Source organism: Variovorax sp. Varisp53, assembly GCF_059491555.1.
The window spans coordinates 2,501-22,633 of sequence record NZ_CP168512.1; the positions used below are offsets into that span (position 1 = coordinate 2,501).

Consider the following 20,133-nt stretch of genomic DNA (forward strand, 5'->3'; position numbering starts at 1 on the left):
GCAGACCGTGCCATCAGCAGCATAGAATTTTTGATTGCGTCAAAAGAAACTTCAATTTCGAGTCAAATCGAATTTTGAATGTAACGGCATAACGCGCCAGGTGAAAGACCTGGTAATTCCTTGAAACGATTTTGGATCTCCGCAAGGAGAGCTCAAAGTTATAGGGTCAAGTGAATAAGAGCACGTGGTGGATGCCTTGGCAATGATAGGCGACGAAGGACGTGATAGCCTGCGATAAGCTTCGGGGAGCTGGCAAATTAGCTTTGATCCGGAGATTTCCGAATGGGGAAACCCACCTGCAAAGGTATCGCATGATGAATACATAGTCATGCGAGGCGAACCGGGTGAACTGAAACATCTCAGTAGCTCGAGGAAAAGACATCAACCGAGATTCCGAAAGTAGTGGCGAGCGAAATCGGAGAAGCCTGTTAGTGATAGCACAAGACATAACGGAACAGCTTGGAAAGGCTGGCCATAGCGGGTGATAGCCCCGTACGTGAAATGACCTGTGTGGTACTGAGCTAACGACAAGTAGGGCGGGACACGAGAAATCCTGTCTGAATATGGGGGGACCATCCTCCAAGGCTAAATACTCATCATTGACCGATAGTGAACTAGTACCGTGAGGGAAAGGCGAAAAGAACCCCGGGAGGGGAGTGAAATAGATCCTGAAACCGCGTGCTTACAAAAAGTAGGAGCCTCGTAAGGGGTGACTGCGTACCTTTTGTATAATGGGTCAGCGACTTACATTCAGTGGCAAGGTTAACCGAATAGGGAAGCCGTAGAGAAATCGAGTCCGAATAGGGCGATCAGTCGCTGGGTGTAGACCCGAAACCAAGTGATCTATCCATGGCCAGGATGAAGGTGCCGTAACAGGTACTGGAGGTCCGAACCGACTAGTGTTGCAAAACTAGCGGATGAGCTGTGGATAGGGGTGAAAGGCTAAACAAACTTGGAAATAGCTGGTTCTCTCCGAAAACTATTTAGGTAGTGCCTCAAGTATTACCATCGGGGGTAGAGCACTGTTTTGGCTAGGGGGTCATGGCGACTTACCAAACCAAGGCAAACTCCGAATACCGATGAGTACAGCTTGGGAGACAGAGCACCGGGTGCTAACGTCCGGACTCAAGAGGGAAACAACCCAGACCGCCAGCTAAGGTCCCTAAAATTGGCTAAGTGGGAAACGAAGTGGGAAGGCTAAAACAGTCAGGATGTTGGCTTAGAAGCAGCCATCATTTAAAGAAAGCGTAATAGCTCACTGATCGAGTCGTCCTGCGCGGAAGATGTAACGGGGCTAAGCCAGTTACCGAAGCTGCGGATTTGCAATTTATTGCAAGTGGTAGGAGAGCGTTCTGTAAGCCTGTGAAGGTGCGTTGTAAAGCGTGCTGGAGGTATCAGAAGTGCGAATGCTGACATGAGTAGCGTTAAAGGGGGTGAAAAGCCCCCTCGCCGTAAGCGCAAGGTTTTCTACGCAACGTTCATCGGCGTAGAGTGAGTCGGCCCCTAAGGCGAGGCAGAGATGCGTAGCTGATGGGAAACAGGTCAATATTCCTGTACCGATTGTTAGTGCGATGTGGGGACGGATCTTAATAGGTCATCCAGTTATTGGATTATTCTGGTTTAGTTGGATGTAGGCGTGCATTAGGCAAATCCGGTGCACATATACCGAGGCCAACGATCGAGCGGACTTGTCCGTGAAGTGACTGAACGAGGTTCCAGGAAAAGCCACTAAGCTTCAGCTAACAACGACCGTACCGCAAACCGACACTGGTGCGCGAGATGAGTATTCTAAGGCGCTTGAGAGAACTCAGGAGAAGGAACTCGGCAAATTGACACCGTAACTTCGGAAGAAGGTGTGCCCTATTAGTGTGTAGTGAACAACGAAGCATGAATGGGTTGCAAAAAATCGGTGGCTGCGACTGTTTATTAAAAACACAGCACTCTGCAAACACGAAAGTGGACGTATAGGGTGTGACGCCTGCCCGGTGCTGGAAGATTAAATGATGGGGTGCAAGCTCTTGATTGAAGTCCCAGTAAACGGCGGCCGTAACTATAACGGTCCTAAGGTAGCGAAATTCCTTGTCGGGTAAGTTCCGACCTGCACGAATGGCGTAACGATGGCCACACTGTCTCCTCCTGAGACTCAGCGAAGTTGAAATGTTTGTGATGATGCAATCTCCCCGCGGAAAGACGGAAAGACCCCATGAACCTTTACTGTAGCTTTGTATTGGACTTTGAACAGATCTGTGTAGGATAGGTGGGAGGCTTTGAAGCAGGGTCGCTAGATCTTGTGGAGCCAACGTTGAAATACCACCCTGGTGTGTTTGAGGTTCTAACCTAGGTCCATTATCTGGATCGGGGACAGTGCATGGTAGGCAGTTTGACTGGGGCGGTCTCCTCCCAAAGCGTAACGGAGGAGTTCGAAGGTACGCTAGTTACGGTCGGACATCGTGACGATAGTGCAATGGCATAAGCGTGCTTAACTGCGAGACTGACAAGTCGAGCAGATGCGAAAGCAGGACATAGTGATCCGGTGGTTCTGTATGGAAGGGCCATCGCTCAACGGATAAAAGGTACTCTGGGGATAACAGGCTGATACCGCCCAAGAGTTCATATCGACGGCGGTGTTTGGCACCTCGATGTCGGCTCATCTCATCCTGGGGCTGTAGCCGGTCCCAAGGGTATGGCTGTTCGCCATTTAAAGAGGTACGTGAGCTGGGTTTAAAACGTCGTGAGACAGTTTGGTCCCTATCTTCCGTGGGCGCTGCAGATTTGAGGAAGCCTGCTCCTAGTACGAGAGGACCGGAGTGGACACACCTCTGGTGTATCGGTTGTCACGCCAGTGGCATTGCCGAGTAGCTAAGTGTGGAAGAGATAACCGCTGAAAGCATCTAAGCGGGAAACTCGTTTCAAGATGAGATCTGCCGGGGCCTTGAGCCCCCTGAAGAGTCGTTCAAGACCAGGACGTTGATAGGTCAGGTGTGGAAGCGCAGTAATGCGTTAAGCTAACTGATACTAATTGCTCGTGCGGCTTGACCCTATAACTTTGATCAATCCGATCAAGGTGTTATGCCAAGTTGACGCATTCAAAATAATTCGCCAAAAGCTGATTCCAAACTCTATGAATTCGTTCTCTTGATCATGTGATCAACAGAACAACCCTTTATGCCTGATGACCATAGCGAGTTGGTCCCACTCCTTCCCATCCCGAACAGGACAGTGAAACGACTCAGCGCCGATGATAGTGCGGGTTCCCGTGTGAAAGTAGGTCATCGTCAGGCTCTTACAGCCCAGAAAACCCCAGTCAGCAATGACTGGGGTTTTTTGCTTTGAAGAATTCGGAAATGGAAGCGCAATGGAAATGGCGACACCGCCAACAACCAGACCGAACAGCCAATAAAAAAGCCCGATGGACAATCCACCGGGCTTTTTAGTTGGAGCAATCAGTGATTGATCAGGCTGCCAGGCGCTGCTCGATCGCGGCCTTGGTTTCCGGCAATTCCTTCGGCAGGTGGTGCTCGAGTTGCTTGAACAGTTCGGCGTGCAGCTTCAATTCAGCCTCCCACGCAGCCTTGTCGATGCTGGTCACGGTAGCGAACTGTTCGGCGCTGAAATTCAGGCCTGTCCAGTTCAGATCCTCGTAGCGTGGGCTCACGCCAGTGATGTGCTCCACACCATTGGTCTTGCTGCCTTCAACCCGATCGATCATCCACTTCAGCACGCGCATGTTCTCGCCATAGCCAGGCCAGACGAACTTGCCGTCCGCGCCCTTGCGGAACCAGTTGGTCGTGTAGATCTTCGGCAGCTTGGCGCCGGAGGCTTCCAGTTTCTTGCCGAGGTCGAGCCAGTGCTGGAAATAGTCGCTCATGTTGTAGCCCATGAACGGCAGCATGGCGAACGGGTCGCGGCGCACGATGCCTTGCTGGCCAGCCGCGGCAGCGGTCGTCTCCGAGCCCATGGTCGCGGCCATGTACACGCCTTCCACCCAGTTGCGGGCCTCGGTGACGAGCGGCACAGTGGTCGAGCGGCGGCCACCGAAGATGAAGGCATCGATCGTCACGCCCTTCGGATCGTCCCAGGCGTCGTCGAGCGCCGGGTTGTTGGTGGCGGCCACGGTGAAGCGGGCGTTCGGGTGCGCGGCCTTGGCGCCAGTTTCCTTGGCGATCTGCGGCGTCCAGTCCTTGCCCTGCCAGTCGATCAGGTGGGCTGGCAGCGCCTTGCCCGGTGCATCCTGTTCCATGCCTTCCCACCACACATCGCCGTCGTCCGTGAGCGCGACGTTGGTGAAGATCACGCCGTCGTCCAAGCTGCGCATGCAGTTCGGATTCGTCAGCATATTGGTGCCGGGGGCCACGCCAAAGTAGCCGGCCTCGGGGTTGATGGCACGCAGCGAGCCATCGGCCTGCGGCTTGATCCAGGCGATGTCGTCACCGATGGTCGTGACCTTCCAGCCTTCGAAGCCCGTCGGCGGCACCAGCATCGAGAAGTTCGTCTTGCCGCAGGCGCTCGGGAACGCCGCTGCCACGTGGTATTTCTTGCCTTCGGGATTCGTCACGCCCAGGATGAGCATGTGCTCGGCCAGCCAGCCTTCGTCGCGGCCCATGTTCGAGGCGATGCGCAGGGCGAAGCACTTCTTGCCCAGCAGCGCATTGCCGCCGTAGCCCGAGCCATAGCTCCAGATCTCGCGCGTTTCGGGATAATGAACGATGTACTTGGTCTTGTTGCAGGGCCAGGACACGTCCTTCTGGCCGGACTCGAGCGGTGCGCCCACGGTGTGCATGCAGGGCACGAATTCGCCATCGGCGCCCAGCACCTCGTACACGGCCTTGCCCATGCGGGTCATGATGCGCATGTTGACGGCCACATAGGGCGAGTCGGAGAGTTCGATGCCGATGTGGGCAATCGGCGAGCCCAGCGGGCCCATGCTGAACGGCACGACGTACATCGTACGGCCCTTCATGCAGCCATCGAACAGAGGCTGCAGCGTCGCGCGCATCTCGGCCGGGGCCATCCAGTTGTTGGTGGGACCGGCGTTTTCCTTCTCCTGGGAGCAGATGAAAGTGCGGTCTTCCACGCGCGCAACGTCGCTCGGGTCAGACACCGCGAGGAACGAGTTGGGGCGCTTGGCAGGGTTGAGCTTCTTGAAGGTGCCGGCGTCGACCAGTCGCTGGCAAAGGCGGTCGTATTCTTCCTTGCTCCCGTCGCACCAGTGAATGGCTTCGGGTTTGCACAGCGCGGCCATGTCGGCCACCCAGGCAATCAGTTTCGCGTTCTTGACGTACGAGGGCGTCTGAATGGTGAGGCCCTTCATCGTGGGTGCGTTCATCGGAAAATCTCCTAAGTTGAAAAATCGTCTTTCCGAACGGGGCGCCGTGCCGCTCAGGCACGGAGGTCCGTTTGAGAAAACGTTTCGCTTTGGGAGACTGCGTCAGCGCGGGCCGCACCGCCCGCGGACAAAGGCGCGAACGCCTGTCAGCGTCAGGCCATGTAGACCGCGATGGATGCCAGCAGCAGCATCAGCACGCCGCCGGCCAGCGGCAGCACCAGTGGCATCAGGTGAACGACCGACTCGACGGCGTCTTTTTCGACAGCGGCGCCCTGGCTCGGCTCGATGGGGGTGGGGTTGGACATCGGGAAGTACCTCGAATACGCAATTGACAACTCCCGGCATTTTACCGACGGGCAGCCTGGGACCGGTCTAGGGGGTTGCGAGCCCCTGAATGGAACCATCCGGGGTTGATCTTGCGGCTCAATGCTGCTCTTCGGCTTCGAAGCCGGCGTCCTTCAGCGCGGCCAGCACGCTGGCCAGGTGAGCGCGTCCGCGGGTCTGCAGCACCAGCTCGATGTCGACGTTCTGCGCCGCCAGCATCGTGAAGGCGCGCTGGTGGTGGACTTCATCGACGTTAGCGCCCGCTTCGGCCACAGTGGCCGTGATCTGGGCCAACGAGCCCGGAACGTCGCGCGCACTGACGCGCACGCGAGCCAGCCGGCCAGCCCGCACCATGCCCCGTTCGATGATGGCCGCGAGCAGCAGCGGATCGATGTTGCCGCCCGAAAGAACCAGCCCCACGCGCTTGCCCTTGAAGCGCTCGGGGTGCCGGATCAGCGCCGCCAGGCCGGCCGCGCCCGCACCCTCGACCAGGGTTTTCTCGATTTCGAGCAGCATCAGCACGCCCTGCTCGATGTCGCCCTCGTCCACCAGCAGCAGGTCGTCGACCTTGCTTGCGATGATCTCCCGCGTCAGCACGCCGGGCGTTCCGACCGCGATGCCCTCGGCGATGGTGCTCTTGCCCTGCGCGTGGTGCGTACCCTTCACGGCGTTGACCATGGCTGGAAAGCGCGTGGTCTGCACCCCGACGATCTCGATGTCCGGCTTGCGTTCGCGCGCCGCAACCGCCATGCCGGCGATCAGCCCGCCGCCGCCGACCGCAACCACCAGCGTGTCGAGGTCGGGCACCACATCGAGCATTTCGAGCGCCACCGTCCCCTGACCCGCGATGATCGCCTCGTCGTCGTAGGGATGCACGAAGGTCAGCCCCTCGCGCTGAGCCAACTCCAGTGCGTGGGCGCGGGCCGCATCCAGCGTGTCGCCGTGCAGCACCACCTCGGCGCCGAAACCGCGCGTGCGTTCGATCTTCACGCCGGGCGTGAAGCGCGGCATCACGATCAATGCGCGCAACCCCAGCCGCTGCGCGTGATAGGCCACACCCTGCGCATGGTTGCCGGCAGACATGGCGATCACTCCGCGTATACCGTTCTCCGAGAGATCGACCAGCTTGTTGCACGCCCCCCGCTCCTTGAAGGAGGATGTGAACTGCAGGTTCTCGAATTTCAGGAACACCTGTGCGCCGACGATCTCGGAGAGCGTGCGCGACTCGACGCAGGGTGTATTGAGCACCTGACCTTGGAGACGCGCCGCGGCGCGCAGGATTTCATCGATTCCGACCATGGCGCGCATTGTGGCTGGAATCGCACCCATGAGGGTTTTTACCGTTCGCCGGTCTTCCCGAAGCCAAAAGTCTGCGTTATGGTCGCTCCGAGATTGTCCTCGTTGGAGGTTGCCTGATGGTCAAGCGTGCGGGTGTCGATGTCGTGGCTGCTGCGGTACGCGGGCAGGCACTGCCGTCGCCCGGCCTCAAGGAGGCGCCGGTGCTCGAGCTCATGTGCTCGCACTTCGTGCTCACGCTCGCGGCCAAGCAGGGGCCGCGTTTCAATGTGCGGCGCGACATCAATGGCCTGCTCTCGCTCACGGGGCGGCACCTGGTGTGGCCGGCGGCTGTGCTGCAGCGGCTGCGCGAATTCCTCGGGCGCCGCTGCGCGGGCAACGAGGCCTGGAAGGGCGTCGAGGACTTCGATGGCCGCACGCTGCTGGAACGCCACGGCGTGTGGCGCGGCCCGTATGAAGAGGGCACGCTATTCTTCTATCTCGACGAATACGCGAAGGACCAGCCGAAGGACCTGCTCTCGGTGCTGGCCGTCACGCGCGACTGGCTCACGCATGCGTTGCGCAAGCAATCGACGCTGGTCGAGAAGAACATCGACGCGCTCGCGGGCCTGCTGCAGCTCAACAAGGCCGAGCGCGCGCTGCTGCTCTACGGCACGCTCGCGCGCTACCAGCGCGACCTGCGCTCGCTGCTGGTCGAGTTCAAGGTCAACAACGCCCCCGAGGCCTATGCGGCCATTGCCGACATCGCGGGCGTGAACGCGAGCGAGGTGGGCGAGGCGCTGCGCGCGGGCTCGCGGCTCGAGCGCATCGGGCTGGTCGAGAACCTCATCTCCGAACACAACATCACCGACCTGGCCGACCTCATGAAGGTCAGCGAGAAGCTGCCGCCGGTGCTCATGCGCGAGTACCGCGACCACAACGAGCTGATGGCCGTGTTCACGCGGCCCTCGGCCAAGAGCGCGCTCACGCCGCACGACTTCTCGTTCGTGCAGGAAGACGCACAGATGCTCGTCACGCTGCTGCGCGCCGCGGTCGCGCGCAAGGAGCCCGGCGTCAACGTGCTGCTCTACGGGCCGCCCGGCACCGGCAAGACCGAACTCGCAAAGGTCGTCGCGCAGGCTGCAGGACTCGAACTCTTCGAAGTCGAATACGCCGACCGCGACGGCAATTCATTGAGCGGCCGCGACCGCTACCGCTCGCTGCAGATCGCCCAGGTGTTCCTCAAGGGCAGCGCGCAGGCCGCGCTGCTGTTCGACGAGGTCGAAGACGTCTTCCCGCCCATCAGCACCGAGGCCGCGCAGTTCATGGCGCGCGCCGAGCAGATCCCGGCGCCCACCAGCGGCAGCGTGAGCGGCAAGGCCTGGGTCAACCAGATCCTCGAAGCCAACCCGGTGCCCACACTGTGGGTCACCAACCGCATCGAGCAGATCGACCCGGCCTTCCGCCGCCGCTTCGCCTACCACCTGGAGCTGAAGTCGCCGCCGCCCGGCGCGCGCGAGCAGCTCGTGAAGAAGACGCTCGAAGGCGTGGTCGTGTCCGAGGCCTTCACCGCCAAGCTGGCCGAGCGAAAAGGCCTCACGCCCGCGCAGATCCGCACGGCAGCGCGCTTTGCGGGTCTCGCGCGAACCGACGACGCCTCGGTGGAAGCGCTCATCGAACGCCAGCTGCGCAACGCCGACCTCGCCTTGGGCACGCTCGATGCCGGACGCGGCGAGCGCCGCAGCGTGACCACCTACGACCTCGACATGCTCCATGTCGAGACCCGCTTCGAGATCCCGCGCATCGTCGAGGCACTGAAGGCGCGCGGCCACGGCACGCTGTGCTTCTACGGCGCGCCCGGTACCGGCAAGACCGCGCTGGCCGAGCACATCGCCAAGTCCGTGGGCCGCCCGCTCATCGTCAAGCAGGCCAGCGACCTCATGAGCAAGTACGTCGGCGAAACCGAGCAGAACATGGCCGCCATGTTCCGCGAGGCCGAGAACGAAAAGGCCGTGCTGCTGCTCGACGAGGCCGACAGCTTCCTGCAGGACCGGCGCGGCGCGCAGCGCACCTACGAGGTCACCGAGGTCAACGAGATGCTGCAGGGCATGGAGCGCTTCAACGGCGTCTTCATCTGCACCACCAACCTGCTCGACCGGCTCGACCAGGCCGCGCTGCGGCGCTTCACCTTCAAGATCAAGTTCATGCCGCTCACCGCCGCGCAGCGCGAGCGCATGTTCGTGACCGAGGCGCTTGCGGGCGACGCCGCGCTCATGACAGCTGCCATGCGTTCGCGGCTGGCTCCGCTGACACAGCTCTGCCCGGGCGATTTCGCGGCGGTGAAACGGCAGACCGACATACTGGCGGCGGAGTTCTCCGCGACCGAATTCCTTGACCAGCTCGAAGCCGAGCACCGTATCAAGCCCGAAGTGCGCGAATCGCGCGGCATGGGTTTCGTGCAATAGCGGGAACAGAAGAAAGCCGGGCGCGCGAAACATCCGCGCGTCCGTGCCACGAGGAGGAACGTATGGACTTTCGCAAGGTCGACGCGCGGCTGCTGCCGCGTCTGGGCGCATCGGTTGCGGGCGCCGCGCTCGCGGTGGCCTGCCTGCTGGCGGGTTGCGGAGGTGGCGGCGGCGGAGGCGGTGGCGCAGTCCTGCCGATCGGCCTGCTGCCCGTGACCACGACACCGCCCGCCAGCGGTGGCGGCGATGGCGGCATCGTCGCCTCGGCCACGGTGGCCGGCCTGTGCGCGGCGCCGCGCGCGGGCGTCAACCCCGACACGGGTGCCGCCTATCCCGACCGCACCGGCTCGCTCGACAACGAGAAGAGCTGGGTGCGCGGCTGGATCGACGAAACCTACCTCTGGTACACCGAGGTGCCGACCACGCTCAAGGCCGCCGACTACGCCACGCCGATCGCCTGGTTCAACGTGCTCAAGACGCCGCTCACCACGGCTTCGGGCCGCGCCAAGGACCGCTTCCACTTCACCTACGACACCGAGGTGTACCGCCAGCTGTCGCAGGGCGGCGTGTCGGCCGGCTACGGCATGGAGACGGCGGCGATACGCAGCTCGCCGCCGCGCGACATCCGCATCGCCTTCGTCGAGCCGAACTCGCCCGCTACCAATGCGAGCCTGCAGCGCGGCGCGAAGATCCTCACCATCGACGGCATCAACGTCGTCAGCAGCACCGGCACCGCCAACGTCAATGCGATCAACGCCGCCCTCTCACCCAAGGCCGTCGGCGAATCGCACACCTTCACCTTCGAAGTGAACGGCGTCGCGCAGTCTCCCGTGCAGTTGACGGCCGCCCAGGTCACCAGCACGCCGGTGCAGAACGTCCAGGTCATCGACACCGGCAGCGGCCGCGTGGGCTACCTGCTGTTCAACGACCACATCACGACCTCCGAGGCGCAGCTCATTGCCGCGGTGAACACCTTCAAGCAGGGCGCGGGCATCCAGGATCTCGTGCTAGACATGCGCTACAACGGCGGAGGCCAGCTGCTCATCGCCAGCCGGCTGGCCTACATGATCTCGTCGCCGGCGGTGACCGCGGGCAAGACCTTCGAGCAACTCACCTTCAACGACAAGAACCCGTTCCACCTGACGGCGGCGCAGACCCTGACGCCCTTCACCGGCACCAGCCGCAGCGGCCAGGCCCTGCCCACGCTGGGCCTCTCGCGCGTCACGGTGCTCACCGGCCCCGACACCTGCTCGGCCAGCGAGTCGGTCATCAACAGCCTGCGCGGCGTGGGGGTCACCGTCAACCTCGTCGGCGGCACCACCTGCGGCAAGCCCTACGGCTTCTACCCGCAGGACAACTGCGGCACCACCTACTTCGCGATCCAGTTCAAGGGCGTGAACCAGCAGGGCAGCGGCGACTACGGCGACGGCTTCGCGCCCACCGCCGGTTGCACCGTGGCCGACGACTTCACCCACCAGCTCGGGGACCAGAGCGAGGCGCGGCTGTCCGCGGCGCTCACGCTGCGCAGCACCGGCGCCTGTCCGGCCGGGTCGTCCAAGGCCTCGGCGTCGGGCCTGGACAAGAGCCAGGCCGCGCCCGATGTAGAGCAGCCCTACATGCCTGGCCGCTCGCCGCTGCGCGAGAACCGGCTGGTCGATCCCGCACCCGATCCGGCCTGATCCGACCGGCCCGCGCAAACCCCTAGGCTGCGGCGCTTGCCATGGCCGCGGCTTGCGCCGTAGAGTTAGCAAACGTTTGCGCAAAGCTTTGCGCAAACGTTTGTATTTCAGTGCCTTCGACTGAAAACCAATCTCTTAGTCTCAGGAGCGGAAGATGCAGATGCGCAAATTGATCGGGGCGATGTTCATCGCCGTCATCACGGTGTTGGCGGGCTGCGGCGGCGGCGGCGGCGGCGGTGGCGACGGAGGCGGCGGCATCGGCCTGGGTCCGGGCTTCGGCGTCGGATCGGGCGGCTCCACGGCGCAGAAGATCATCATCGACAGCGACTACAACACCATGAGCGACGACGGCCAACTCGGCGTCATGGCAGTCCAATTGCAGGCCAGTGGCAAGGTGCAGGTCATGGGCATCAGCGTGGTCTCGGGCAACCAATGGCTCAAGCAGGGCGTGGCCGACGCGCTGATGTCGATGGAGCGGCTCGGCGTGGGCAACCGCATCGGCGTCTACGTGGGCGCGAACTACGCGCTCAATCACAACTTCGCCGACGTGCAAGCCGAGATGGCCGCGGGTGCGGGCGGCGACGGCTATCTCGGCGCCTGGGGCGGCCCCGAGCCCAAGACCGATGCCGACCTCAAGCCCTCGCCCGACGGCTTTGCGCAGCACACCGTCGTGCAGCGCAAGAGCGCGGTCGACTTCATCGTCGACACCGTGAAGGCCAATCCAGGCGAGATCACCATCCTTGCCATCGGCCCGCTCACCAACATCGCACTCGCGGCGAAGCAGAACCCCGAGATCGTCCCGCTCATCAAGAAGATCATCTACATGGGCGGCGCCATCGACGTGGCGGGCAACACCACCAAGGCCGCCGAATTCAACTGGTGGTTCGACCCCGACGCCGCGCAGTTCGTGGTGCGGCTGCCGATCCCGCAGGTGGTAGTGCCGCTGGACGTGACCGACACCGTGTTCCTCACCAAGACCATCTACGACCGCATCGCGCATCCGGCCAAGCCCACGGCCGTGACCGACGTGTTCCAGAAGCTCAACGGCTACGGCTTCGACGGCAAGAACGGTTTCGAGAACAACCCGAACTACACCCAGAACATCTGGGACACCCTCACGCTGGCCTACCTGATCGACCCGGGCTACGCCACGCAGACGGTGGACCGCTATGTCGACGTGATCGCCAAGCCTGGCGCGGCAGACAACGGCCGCTCCATCGGCTATGCCTCGCAGCCTGCGGGCCCCACGCTGCAGAAGATGACGGTGGTGAAGAAGTTCGACAACGCGCGCTTCTTCGAGCTGTACGTCGACCTGCTCACGCGGCCGGTGCCGGTGGTGCTGCCTGCTGTGGCGAACTGAGTGCCATAAGCCGCGCTTATCCAAACGCAACCAGGAGACACGTTCCCAACAGGCGTTGCCCTGCGGATACTCGCCCACGTTCGCACCCTGCGGACGCACAACGATTCCGACAGAGACAACGCCGTGCCCCCTCCCCCCATCGCAGCCATCGACAGCCATGCCCATGTGTTCGTGCATGGCCTGCCCCTGGCGGCGGCGCGCCGGCACGCGCCCGACTACGAGGCCACGCTGGCCGAGTACCTCGGGTTGCTCGATGCGCATGGCGTCTCGCACGGCGTGCTGGTGCAGCCCAGCTTCCTCGGCACCGACAACGGCTTTATGCTCGACGCGCTGCGCGCCTGCCCCGGGAGGCTGCGCGGCGTCGCCGTGGTCGAGCCGCAGGTGGACGACACCACGCTGCACGCCATGGCCGAAGCCGGCGTCTGCGGCATCCGCCTCAATCTCGTGGGCATGCCGCTGCCCGATTTCTCCCGGCCCGAGTGGCATCGGCTCTTTGCCCGCGTGCAGGCGCTCGGCTGGCATGTGGAGCTGCACCGCGAATCGCGCGACCTCGCGCTGGCCGCGCAACCGGTGCTCGACGCCGGATGCGCGCTGGTGGTGGATCACTTCGGCCGGCCCTCGTCGGTGCTCGCGACCGCCGATGAAGGCTTCTGCTGGCTGCTTCGCGTGGCGGACTGCGGTCGAATGTGGGTCAAGCTCTCGGCCGCCTACCGGAACTGGCCCGCACCGTACACCGCCAATACCGCGCATGACGTCGCGCGCGGCGCCGCGCAGGCGCTGCTGAAGGCCTTCGGCCCCGACCGGCTGATGTGGGGCAGCGACTGGCCCCACACCCAGCACCGCGAGATCGCCGACTACACCACCGCCCATGCGGCGCTGGCCGGCTGGGTGCCCGACGCCACCGCCCGCCGCCGCATCCTGGTCGACACGCCGGCGCGGCTCTTCAAGTTCAAGACAGGAGACAACATCCATGACCACTGACGGCTTCTCTCGCGCGCGACTGCGGCGTGCCATTCCTCGTGCCCTTGCGGGTGCGGCCCTGCTGCTGGCCGGGCTTTCTTCGGCGCACGCCCAGGCGTGGCCGTCCAAGCCCGTGCGGCTGGTCGTGAGCTATCAGCCCGGCGGCACCGTCGACGCGGTGGCCCGCATCGTCGCGCCCAAGCTCTCGGCGAAGCTGGGCCAGCCGGTGGTGATCGACAACCGCGGCGGCGCAGGTGGCGCCATCGGTGGCGACCTCGTCGCCAAGAGCACGCCCGACGGCTACACCGTGATGCTCGACGCCTCCAACCACGCGCAGAACCCGGCGCTGCGCAAGATGCCCTTCGACACGCTGCGCGACCTGGCGCCGGTGTCTCTGCTGGTGAAGGTGCCCAACGTGCTGGTGGTGAACCCGTCGGCACCGATGAAAAGCGTTGCCGAGCTCATCGCGCAGGCCAAGGCGAAGCCCGGTGGCATCAACTACGCCTCGTCGGGCAACGGCTCGGCGCAACATCTGGCGGGCGAGCTGTTCGCCGCGATGGCCGGTGTCCAGATGACGCACGTGGCCTACAAGGGCGGCGGTCCGGCGCTCACCGATGTCATGTCCGGGCACGTGCCGGTGTTCTTCGCCAGCCTCGCCTCGAGCCTGCCCTTCATCAAGGACGGCAAGTTGCGTGCGCTGGCCGTGACCGGCAAGACGCACGCGCCTGCCTTGCCGCAGCTGCCCACCGTGGCCGAGGCGGGCCTGCCCGGCTACGAGGTCTACGAATGGAACGCCGTGTTCGTGCCGGCTGGCACGCCAGCGCCGGTGGTGGACAGGCTCTCGAAGGAGTTCGCCGCCACGCTCAAGGATCCAGAGGTCCGCACCCGGCTCGAAGCGCTGGGCGCTGAGGTGATCGGCTCCAGCCCGGGCGAGCTCGACAGCTTCCGCCGTGCCGAGATCGCCAAATGGACCCGGCTCGCGAAGGACAACAAGATTCAGTTGGATTGATCGAGGCTGGCGGCGTCAGCCGCGCAACATCGCCGCGAACGCGTCGGCGAAGGTCGACCGCGAGCGCGCCAGCCACAGCGCCGAGAGTTCGAAGGCCGGCAGCCCCGCGCCGTCTCGCACTTCGGCATAGCGCACGCCCTCGTGCTGCAGCGCGCGCACCGAGCGCGGCAGCAGCGACCAGCCCAGCCCCGCGGCCACGCAGGCCAGTACCGTCAGCGTGCGGTTGGCGTCCTGCACCACGCGCGTCTCGTGGCCGGCGCGGCGCAGCGCGCCCAGCAGCTGCGCGCGCAGGGCGGGAATCTGCTGCTCCGGAAACCACACGAGCCCGTGACGCGCTACATCGGCGAGCGACACGCAGCCGTCCTCGTCCAGCGGCCATGAGGCGGGCAGCGCGGCGATCAGCGGTTCCTCGCCCAGCCGCAGCTCGTGCACCCGGGCCGAGACCGACACCGGCGGATGCAGCAGCGCGATGTCGATGCGCCCACCCTCCAGCGCTGCCACCTGCTCGGCGTTGCTCATCTCGCGCAGCACCACGTCGAGTTGCGGATGCTCGGCGCGCAGCCGGCGCAGCGCGTTCGGCAGCACCTCGTAGACCGCATGCGTGACGAAGCCCACCGTGAGCCGGCCTGCGCGCCCGGCGCCCATGGCGCGGGCGCGCTCGGCGGCCGTGTCGCCATAGGCGAGGCTGGCGCGCAGGTCGTCGATGACGGCCAGGCCCGCGTCGGTGAGCGCGGCGCCGCGGCGCGTGCGCGTGAAGAGCGGGGTGCCGAGTTCCTTCTCGAGCCGGTTCAGCGTCTGCGTGAGCGCTGGCTGCGCCAGGCCGAGCCGCTCGGCTGCCTTGGTGAGGCTGCCCGCCTCTGCGATCGCGACGACGCAGCGCATCTGGCGGGTGTCCACGGCAGGGCCTCTTGCGGGTCTGTCAGAAGGCCTCGCACACCCGCAGCACTTCGCTGCCATAGGCCTCGAGCTTCTTGGTGCCGATGCCGCTGATGCCCTGCAGGTCTTCGAGCGTCGCGGGCGCGCGCTCGGCGATGGCCGCCAGCGTCGCGTCGTGGAAGATCACGTAGGCCGGCAGGTTGTGCTCCTTGGCCACTTCGGCGCGCCATGCCTTGAGCGCCTCGAAGCGCTTCTTGCCGGTTTCGTCGAGCTTGGCGGCGGCCGGCGAGGGCGCGCCCTTGACGGTCTTCTCGCGCCGGGTCTTGCGCTCCGCCGGTGACGACACCGACTCGCGCAGCGTCACGCTCGCCTCGCCCTTGAGCACCGCGCGCGAGCCTTCGGTGAGCTTCAGCGTGTTGAACGCCTCCGCGTCGACCGCGAGCGCGCCCGTGGCGATCAGCTGGCGCAGCACGCCGCGCAGCGCCACCTCGCTGAACTCCGCGCCGATGCCGAAGGTGCTGATGCGCTCGTGGCCGAACTGCTTGACCTTCTCGGTCGGCTTGCCGCGCAGGATGTCCATGATGTGCCCTGCGCCGAAGCTGATGCCGCTGAGCTGCTGCACGCGGTAGATGGTGCTGAGCAGCTTGCGTGCGGCATCGGTGCCGTCCCACACCTGCGGCGGGTTCAGGCAGTTGTCGCAGTTGCCGCAGGGCGTGCTCTTCTCGCCGAAATAGCCCAGCAGTCGCACGCGCCGGCAGTCGCTCGCCTCGGCCAGCGAGAGCAGCGCGTCGAGCTTGCCGCGCATCACCTGCTTGAACTCCTCGCCGGCGGGGCTCTCGTCGATCATGCGGCGCTGGTTCACCACGTCCTGCAGGCCGTAGGTCATCCAGGCGTCGGCGGGGCCACCGTCGCGGCCCGCGCGGCCGGTTTCCTGGTAGTAGCCCTCGATGTTCTTGGGCATGTCCAGGTGGCCGACGAAGCGCACGTCGGGCTTGTCGATGCCCATGCCGAAGGCGATGGTCGCGACCATCACGATGCCTTCCTCGCGCAGGAAGCGGTCCTGGTGCTTCTGGCGCACCGCGGCATCGAGTCCGGCGTGATAGGGCAACGCGTTGATACCGGCGTCGCGCAGCATCACCGCCACGTCTTCCACCCGCTTGCGCGACTGGCAATAGACCACGCCCGCATCGCCTTCATGCTCGCGCTCGATGAAGCGCAGCAGCTGCGTGGTGGCGTCCTTCTTCTCGACGATGGTGTAGCGGATGTTCGGCCGGTCGAAGCTGGAGACGAACTGGCGCGCCTCCTCGAGCTGCAGCCGCTCGACGATGTCGGCGCGCGTCAGGTTGTCGGCCGTGGCCGTGAGCGCGATGCGCGGCACGCCCGCATAGCGCTCGTGCAGCACGGTGAGCGCACGGTACTCGGGGCGGAAGTCGTGGCCCCACTGGCTCACGCAATGCGCCTCGTCGATGGCGAAGAGCGAGAGCTTGCCGCGCTCCTTCAGCGAATCGAGCTGCGACAGGAAGCGCGGCGTGTTCACGCGCTCGGGCGCCGCGTACAGCAGCGTGATCTCGCCGCGCAGCATGCGGCGCTCCACGTCCTGCGTCTCTTCCCAGTCGAGCGTGGAATTGAGAAAGGCCGCGCTCACCCCCGCCTCGTGCAGCGCGCCCACCTGGTCGTGCATCAGCGCGATCAGCGGCGACACCACCACCGCCACGCCGTGCCCCGCGCGCTGCCGCGCGATGGCAGGGATCTGATAGCACAGCGACTTGCCGCCGCCCGTGGGCATTAGCACCAGCGCGTCGCCGCCGCCGACCACGTGGTCGACGATGTCCTGCTGGGCCCCGCGGAACTGCGCGTAGCCGAAGACTTCGTGAAGGATGTCGGCGGGTGCGCTGCTGCCGGAGACGTCGATGGGGCGGGGAGCGAGAGAGGACACAGGCAGCGGAGGGGAGGTCGGAAGGGGGCGAAAGGAGGGGCCGCCGATTGTCCTCCAGCCGCACAGATATGACTGTGGCACAAGGTTTGCAATGGTGGCCCCCGTCCTGCGACCTTTCTTGTCTAGACAGCAAACCGGTGCATTTCCCAAGGAATTGCACCAAAAATGACCTTTCGGGTTATCCTGTATATACAAGTTGGGGCGCTTGGCAACAATGCGAGGCGTGCGCAGCCCGGCCACCGAGGCGCGCCGCCGAGCCATCTCTCAAGAACGGAACCAGGAGTACCCATGGTCAAGACGACGGTAGTTGTGAAAGTCGCTTCGCTGCTGGCAGCAGGTGCATGTGCAGCGGGCATGGCCGGAACGGCCGCCGCCCAGGAAACCAAGATCGCGCTCGGCATGTCCGGCTGGACCGGCTTCGCGCCGCTCTCGCTGGCCGACAAGGCGGGCATCTTCAAGAAGAACGGGCTCGACGTCGAACTCAAGATGATTCCGCAGAAGGACCGCCACTTGGCGCTCGCTTCCGGCGCCATCCAGTGCGCGGCCACCACGGTCGAGACGCACGTGGCCTGGAACGCCAACGGCGTGCCCATCGTGCAGATCTTCCAGATGGACAAGTCCTACGGCGCCGACGGCATCGCGGTGCGCAACGACGTGAAGAGCTTCGCCGACCTCAAGGGCAAGACCATCGGCGTGAGCGCCCCCGGCACCGCGCCGTACTTCGGCCTGGCCTGGATGCTCAGCAAGAACGGCATGACCCTGAAGGACGTGAAGGTGGTCTCGCTCGAGCCGCAGCCCGCCGCCCAGGCCTTCGTGGCCGGCCAGAACGACGCCGCCATGACCTACGAGCCGTATCTCTCGACCGTGCGCGCCAACCCCGCCGCCGGCAAGATCCTGGCCACCACGCTCGACTACCCGATGGTGATGGACACCGTCGGCTGCGCGCCCACCTGGCTCAAGGCCAATCCCAAGGCCGCCGCCGCGCTCACCAAGTCGTACTTCGACGCGCTCGACATGATCAAGGCCGAGCCCGAAAAAGCCAACGAACTCATGGGCTCGGCCGTCAAGCAGAGCGGCGAACAGTTCGCCAAGTCGTCCGCCTACCTGCGCTGGCAGGACAAGGCGGCCAACCAGAAGTTCTTCTCGAGCGAACTCACGACCTTCATGAAGGAAGCCGCGGCCATCCTGCTGGAAGCCGGCGTGATCCGCAAGGCGCCTGAAGACTACGCAGTGACCTTCGATGCAAGCTACGTCAAGTAAGGCGCTGCCGCAGGTGCCGCCGCGCGCGGCATCTGCCTCCACCGCCGTTTCCTCTCTGCCCGTGGCGCCTGTGCGGCGCCGCGCGTTCGCGCCGCTCGAACCCGTCGGTGCACGTGCCCGCGTGCTGCTCGGGCTCGGCTTCTTCGTCGTATTCGTGCTGGTGTGGTCGTTGGCCACGCTCGGCGGCTTCGTGTCGCCGACCTTCCTCGCCAGTCCGCCGACCATGGTCAAGGAAGGCTGGTTGCTCTTCACCGAGTACGGCTTCATCGGCGACATCGGCATGACCGTGTGGCGCGTGTTCGGCGGCTTCCTGCTGGCAGCCGTGTTCGCGGTACCGCTGGGCATCGCGATGGGCACCTGGAAGACGGTCGAGGCCTTCTTCGAGCCCTTCGTGTCCTTCTGCCGCTACCTGCCGGCCTCGGCCTTCATTCCGCTGCTGATCCTGTGGGCGGGCCTGGGCGAAATGCAGAAGCTGCTGGTGATCTTCATCGGCTCCTTCTTCCAGGTCGTGCTGATGGTGGCCGTCACCGTAGGCGGCGCGCGGCGCGACCTCGTCGAGGCCGCCTACACGCTGGGCGCGAACAGCCGCGGCATCGTGGCGCGCGTGCTCATTCCGGGCGCCGCACCAGGCATCGCCGAGACGCTGCGCCTCGTGCTCGGCTGGGCCTGGACCTACGTGATCGTGGCGGAGCTGATCGGCTCCTCCTCGGGCATCGGCCACATGATCACCGACAGCCAGGCGCTCTTGAACACCGGGCAGATCATCTTCGGGATCATCGTGATCGGTGTCATCGGCCTGTTGTCCGATTTCGCTTTCAAGGCGCTCAACCGCCGCCTCTTCGCATGGGCCGCATTGTGATGTCGCAAAACCAACTTTCCATCCAGGGCGTCTCGCGCGTCTTCACCGGCACCAAGGGCCAGCGCACGCAAGCGTTGCAGCCGATCGACTTCGAGGTGAAGGAGAACGACTTCGTCACCATCCTCGGCCCCTCGGGCTGCGGCAAGTCGACGCTGCTGCGCATCGTGGCGGGGCTCGACTTCCCGACCACCGGCCAGGTGATGCTCGACGGCGAGCGCATCGAAGGCCCGGGCGCCGACCGCGGCGTGGTGTTCCAGAGCTACACGCTCTTTCCGTGGCTCACTGTGGCGCAGAACATCCGCTTCGGCCTGCGCGAGCGCGGCATGAGAGAGGCCGACCAGAAGGAGCGCAGCGAGTTCTTCATCGCCAAGGTCGGGCTGCGCGGCTTCGAGAATCATTTTCCGAAGCAGCTCTCGGGCGGCATGCAGCAGCGCACCGCGATTGCGCGCGCGCTGGCCAACGACCCCAAGATGCTGCTGCTCGACGAGCCCTTCGGTGCGCTCGACAACCAGACCCGCGTGCTGATGCAGGAGCTGTTGCTCGGCATCTGGGAGTCGGCGCGCAAGACGGTGCTGTTTGTCACGCACGACATCGACGAGGCGATCTTCATGGCTAACCGCGTGGCGGTGTTCAGCGCGCGGCCGGGGCGTATCAAGACCGAGATCGCGGTCGATTTTCCGCATCCACGCAGCTACACCATCAAGACCTCGCCGGAGTTCATGGACATCAAGGCGCGGCTGACGGAAGAGATTCGCGCGGAGTCGATGGCGGCTGTGGAGCATTGAGGATGGCGCCTTGCCTTCA

At 64.3% G+C, this 20,133-nt stretch carries 13 protein-coding genes and 2 rRNA genes; 10 read left to right on the plus strand and 5 right to left on the minus strand.

What is annotated here, in order from left to right:
- The first annotated feature begins 164 nt into the window (after nucleotides 1–164).
- Both ACEOAB_RS00020 and rrf read left to right on the plus strand, forming a co-directional pair.
- Nucleotides 165–3,040: ribosomal RNA gene (locus tag ACEOAB_RS00020) — 23S ribosomal RNA — on the plus strand.
- Nucleotides 3,041–3,168: 128 nt separating this feature from the next.
- A 5S ribosomal RNA gene (gene rrf, locus ACEOAB_RS00025) occupies nucleotides 3,169–3,281 on the plus strand.
- Nucleotides 3,282–3,454: 173 nt separating this feature from the next.
- Here rrf and ACEOAB_RS00030 read toward each other — a convergent pair.
- The 3 genes from ACEOAB_RS00030 to ACEOAB_RS00040 all read right to left on the minus strand — a co-directional run bounded on the left by ACEOAB_RS00030 (nucleotide 3,455) and on the right by ACEOAB_RS00040 (nucleotide 6,949).
- On the minus strand, nucleotides 3,455–5,326 hold the full coding sequence (locus ACEOAB_RS00030) for a phosphoenolpyruvate carboxykinase (GTP) (protein ID WP_413750741.1): 1,872 nt from the start codon (nucleotides 5,324–5,326) through the stop codon (nucleotides 3,455–3,457).
- Between the two features lie 152 nt (nucleotides 5,327–5,478).
- Nucleotides 5,479–5,631: a hypothetical protein gene (locus ACEOAB_RS00035; protein ID WP_007831971.1), complete on the minus strand. Its 153-nt coding sequence runs from the start codon at nucleotides 5,629–5,631 to the stop codon at nucleotides 5,479–5,481.
- A 118-nt stretch (nucleotides 5,632–5,749) separates the two neighbouring features.
- Complete coding sequence (locus ACEOAB_RS00040) at nucleotides 5,750–6,949, minus strand: threonine ammonia-lyase (RefSeq protein WP_413750742.1); 1,200 nt, start codon at nucleotides 6,947–6,949, stop codon at nucleotides 5,750–5,752.
- A gap of 116 nt (nucleotides 6,950–7,065) precedes the next feature.
- Between ACEOAB_RS00040 and ACEOAB_RS00045 the strand changes: the two genes are divergently transcribed.
- From ACEOAB_RS00045 to ACEOAB_RS00065, 5 genes are all read left to right on the plus strand, one after another.
- The gene (locus tag ACEOAB_RS00045; RefSeq protein ID WP_413750743.1) at nucleotides 7,066–9,390 is read left to right on the plus strand and encodes an ATP-binding protein; all 2,325 of its coding nucleotides are present in this window, start codon (nucleotides 7,066–7,068) and stop codon (nucleotides 9,388–9,390) included.
- 62 nt (nucleotides 9,391–9,452) lie between these two features.
- Complete coding sequence (locus ACEOAB_RS00050) at nucleotides 9,453–11,069, plus strand: S41 family peptidase (protein WP_495653337.1); 1,617 nt, start codon at nucleotides 9,453–9,455, stop codon at nucleotides 11,067–11,069.
- Nucleotides 11,070–11,229: 160 nt separating this feature from the next.
- Complete coding sequence (locus ACEOAB_RS00055) at nucleotides 11,230–12,429, plus strand: nucleoside hydrolase (RefSeq protein ID WP_495653819.1); 1,200 nt, start codon at nucleotides 11,230–11,232, stop codon at nucleotides 12,427–12,429.
- Nucleotides 12,430–12,552: 123 nt separating this feature from the next.
- The gene (locus tag ACEOAB_RS00060) at nucleotides 12,553–13,410 is read left to right on the plus strand and encodes an amidohydrolase family protein (protein WP_495653338.1); all 858 of its coding nucleotides are present in this window, start codon (nucleotides 12,553–12,555) and stop codon (nucleotides 13,408–13,410) included.
- Nucleotides 13,400–14,398 (plus strand): tripartite tricarboxylate transporter substrate binding protein, encoded by a 999-nt coding sequence (locus ACEOAB_RS00065; RefSeq protein ID WP_413751092.1) that lies wholly within the window; start codon nucleotides 13,400–13,402, stop codon nucleotides 14,396–14,398. Before ACEOAB_RS00060 ends, ACEOAB_RS00065 begins: the two co-directional genes overlap by 11 nt.
- Nucleotides 14,399–14,413: 15 nt before the next feature.
- On the opposite strand, the gene ACEOAB_RS00070 is transcribed toward ACEOAB_RS00065, so the two are convergent.
- Both ACEOAB_RS00070 and recQ read right to left on the minus strand, forming a co-directional pair.
- Entirely contained in the window at nucleotides 14,414–15,295 is an 882-nt protein-coding gene (locus ACEOAB_RS00070) for a LysR family transcriptional regulator (protein WP_495653339.1), read from the minus strand.
- A 22-nt stretch (nucleotides 15,296–15,317) separates the two neighbouring features.
- Complete coding sequence (gene recQ / locus ACEOAB_RS00075) at nucleotides 15,318–17,210, minus strand: DNA helicase RecQ (RefSeq protein ID WP_413750093.1); 1,893 nt, start codon at nucleotides 17,208–17,210, stop codon at nucleotides 15,318–15,320.
- 288 nt (nucleotides 17,211–17,498) lie between these two features.
- On the opposite strand from recQ, the gene ACEOAB_RS00080 reads away from it, so the two are divergent.
- From ACEOAB_RS00080 to ACEOAB_RS00090, 3 genes are read left to right on the plus strand one after another with little or no spacing between them, the layout of a single operon-like run.
- Complete coding sequence (locus ACEOAB_RS00080) at nucleotides 17,499–18,470, plus strand: ABC transporter substrate-binding protein (RefSeq protein ID WP_056515793.1); 972 nt, start codon at nucleotides 17,499–17,501, stop codon at nucleotides 18,468–18,470.
- Nucleotides 18,451–19,329 carry an ABC transporter permease gene (locus ACEOAB_RS00085; RefSeq protein ID WP_413314868.1) on the plus strand — a complete coding sequence of 293 codons (879 nt, stop codon included), beginning with the start codon at nucleotides 18,451–18,453 and terminating at the stop codon, nucleotides 19,327–19,329. Before ACEOAB_RS00080 ends, ACEOAB_RS00085 begins: the two co-directional genes overlap by 20 nt.
- Nucleotides 19,314–20,114: an ABC transporter ATP-binding protein gene (locus tag ACEOAB_RS00090; protein WP_413750094.1), complete on the plus strand. Its 801-nt coding sequence runs from the start codon at nucleotides 19,314–19,316 to the stop codon at nucleotides 20,112–20,114. Before ACEOAB_RS00085 ends, ACEOAB_RS00090 begins: the two co-directional genes overlap by 16 nt.
- The last annotated feature ends 19 nt before the right edge of the window (nucleotides 20,115–20,133 follow it).